At 51.3% G+C, this 448-nt stretch carries 1 rRNA gene; it reads left to right on the forward strand.

The window, feature by feature from the left end:
• Positions 1-448: ribosomal RNA gene (locus CHH53_RS16995) — 23S ribosomal RNA — on the forward strand; the annotation flags it as partial.

A 448-nucleotide genomic window follows, 5' to 3' on the forward strand; every position in this document is an offset into this window, starting at 1 on the left:
CTGAATAGGGCGACATAGTAGGTGGTCGTAGACCCGAAACCGTGTGATCTACCCATGTCCAGGGTGAAGGTCAGGTAACACTGACTGGAGGCCCGAACCCACGCACGTTGAAAAGTGCGGGGATGAGGTGTGGGTAGGGGTGAAATGCCAATCGAACACGGAGATAGCTGGTTCTCTCCGAAATAGCTTTAGGGCTAGCCTCAAAGGATGATGGTTGGAGGTAGAGCACTGATTGGACTAGGGGCCCTCATCGGGTTACCGAATTCAGTCAAACTCCGAATGCCAATCAATCTACTTTGGGAGTCAGACCATGGGTGATAAGGTTCATGGTCGAAAGGGAAACAGCCCAGACCGCCAGCTAAGGTCCCAAAGTGTGTGTTAAGTGGAAAAGGATGTGGCGTTGCTTAGACAACCAGGATGTTGGCTTAGAAGCAGCCATCATTGAAAG

This window comes from Terribacillus sp. 7520-G, from assembly GCF_002271665.1.
GTDB lineage: Bacteria > Bacillota > Bacilli > Bacillales > Amphibacillaceae > Terribacillus.